The 2,135-nt window shown below is 57.8% G+C and carries 3 protein-coding genes; all 3 read left to right on the top strand.

Annotated elements, in window-relative coordinates; genetic code table 11:
• On the top strand, positions 1 to 1,027 hold a 1,027-nt coding region (gene fliD, locus VAE48_RS09225), incomplete at its 5' end, for a flagellar filament capping protein FliD (RefSeq protein ID WP_322793036.1).
• Positions 1,028 to 1,096: 69 nt separating this feature from the next.
• Positions 1,097 to 1,408, top strand: coding sequence for a flagellar protein FlaG (locus VAE48_RS09220; protein ID WP_322793035.1), 312 nt, complete (start codon positions 1,097 to 1,099; stop codon positions 1,406 to 1,408).
• A 114-nt stretch (positions 1,409 to 1,522) separates the two neighbouring features.
• The gene (locus VAE48_RS09215) at positions 1,523 to 1,897 is read left to right on the top strand and encodes a flagellar export chaperone FliS (protein ID WP_322793034.1); all 375 of its coding nucleotides are present in this window, start codon (positions 1,523 to 1,525) and stop codon (positions 1,895 to 1,897) included.
• The last annotated feature ends 238 nt before the right edge of the window (positions 1,898 to 2,135 follow it).

The following is a 2,135-nucleotide window of genomic DNA, read 5'->3' as shown; positions in this document are numbered from 1 at the left end:
TGACCCGGCCGCTCTGCAGGCGCGTTCGCGCGGCAGCGGGGCTGCTTCGGTCAACTACACCCCGCAGGGAGCTGCCGTCGCCGTCAGCGCCGGGGACAGCCTGGCCGATATTGCCGCTAAAATCAATCAGGCGGTTTATGCCGAGGGCAGCCGCGTCAGCGCTTCGATCGTCAACAACCACCTGGTGTTAACCCATCAGCGCAGCGGCGCGGGCGTGCTGCTGCTGGCCGCCGATGAGAGCGGCAGTGTACTGGAGTCGCTCGGCGTTCTGCAGGGCGGCGCGTTCAAAACCGTGCTGCAAACCCCCAGCGATGCGGTCTTCACCGTCAACGGCCTGACCGTTCAGCGCGGGCGCAACGAAAACCTGAACGATGTGATCTACGGGGTCAGCCTCTCGCTGAGCGCGGATGCGGAGGGCAAGGCTGCTTCCCTCACTGTGGAGGATGACCTCAGCGCGGATGTCAAAGCCGTGCAATCCTTTCTTGATCAGTTCAATGCCCTGCAAAAGTACCTGGCCGATAAAACCGCCACCGTCAAGAACAGCGATAACACCTACACGCGCGGCGCGCTGGTCGGGGACGGCATGTTCCGCAGCCTGCGCTTTGATCTGCTGCGCCAGTTTCAGGCCTCTTACACCACCGGGCAATCCTTCAGCCGGCTGGAGGACATTGGGCTGAAGTTGAGTGACGACCTGAAAGCCAGCATCAGTGACCGCAGCGCGCTGGAAAACGCCCTGCGTAGCGACCGCAATGCGGTCAAAGCGCTGCTGGATGCGGCGCTCGGCGCGCTGGACAGCCGCCTGAACCAGTTCACCGGCGCGGACGGTTATATCAAGAAATCGCAGCAGTCGGTGGAAAGCCAGATGGAACTGACCCGCAAAGCGATTGACCAGATGAACGAGCGGCTGGCGCAGCGCGAGCAGACCCTGATTCAACAGTTTGCCGAAATGCAAACCCAGATGACGCTGATGCTGTACACCTCTCAGCAAATGAACAGCATGTACGGCAATTTTTTCCGCAGCGGTTAAGCTGCGCATTGGAAGGAACCGTTGATTTGGATTTTTTGAACTGCAAGGAAGCAGAAATGAGGTGACGAGATGAACGAACTGAACGTTACCCCGATTTCACCACCGGCGGGAGACTCATCCACACGGGTGCAGCAGGTGGTGGATTATTACAGCGAAAAGGCGGCGGCTGCTCCGCGCCGCAGTGAGGCGGGCGAATCGGCTGCCAGCCCCTTACCCCAACCGCGTACCTCGGACGTGGTTTTGCGCTTTAATGTGGACCGTGAAACCCACGAGGTCACGGTATACATCATGGACCGCGCCTCACGCCAGATCATCCGCACCATCCCGCCGGATGAGCTGAGCAAGCTCAAAGCCGGCGATTTGATCGAACTGATGGCGTGAGTTTTTACGCAGAATTTACCGCGCAGGGCTAAAGTTTGCAGCCGGTCAGTCGAAATTAAGGGTAGTCAACACCAAAACCAGCACGGCAAGAACGAATTAGAGGAGACCTGAATCATGTACCAGACCGCATACCGCACTCAAGAATACCGGCAGCAAGATGTGATGGGCGCCAGCCCGCTCCGTCTGGTGATTATGGCTTACGACCTGGCCATTCAATCCTGCGAAGTGAAGGATTTTGAAAAGGCAACCAAAGCCATCAGCGTCCTGCGCGATGCCCTCAACTTTGATTATCCCGAAGTGGCGGTTGGTCTCTTCCGGCTGTATCAGTGGTGCCTCGACTGCATCCGCAAGGGCGAATACGACGAAGCCATCCACGTGCTGAAGGAACTGCGCGATGCGTGGAAGATGACCGAAAAGCGCTTCGCTCCGCCGCCCCAGCCCGGCGTTCCGGCGGCAGCCTATACCTCGACGATTACGCAGGCAGCCTGACTCCCACACCCTGCGATCGGTTTATCGGTAATACCACTCCAGACAATCGCATAGCGTTTCTCCCACAGTAAAATACACCCCCCTTCACCGGAGGTGTATTTTACGTTTTTAACGCCGTTTTTATTCAGCCTTCATCCCAACTTTACGGAAATCTGTTTGGGCTTGTGCTATCCTGCTGTCAGGAGTCAAGGAGTGGTGCTATGAGTTTCTGGGAGTCTTTACGAATTGGTGCATCGGG

The organism is Bellilinea sp. (assembly GCF_034432615.1).
In the GTDB taxonomy this organism is placed as follows: domain Bacteria; phylum Chloroflexota; class Anaerolineae; order Anaerolineales; family Anaerolineaceae; genus Bellilinea.
Note: the sequence above shows the minus strand (reverse complement) of the source record. Positions and strands in the feature narration are given on the sequence as shown.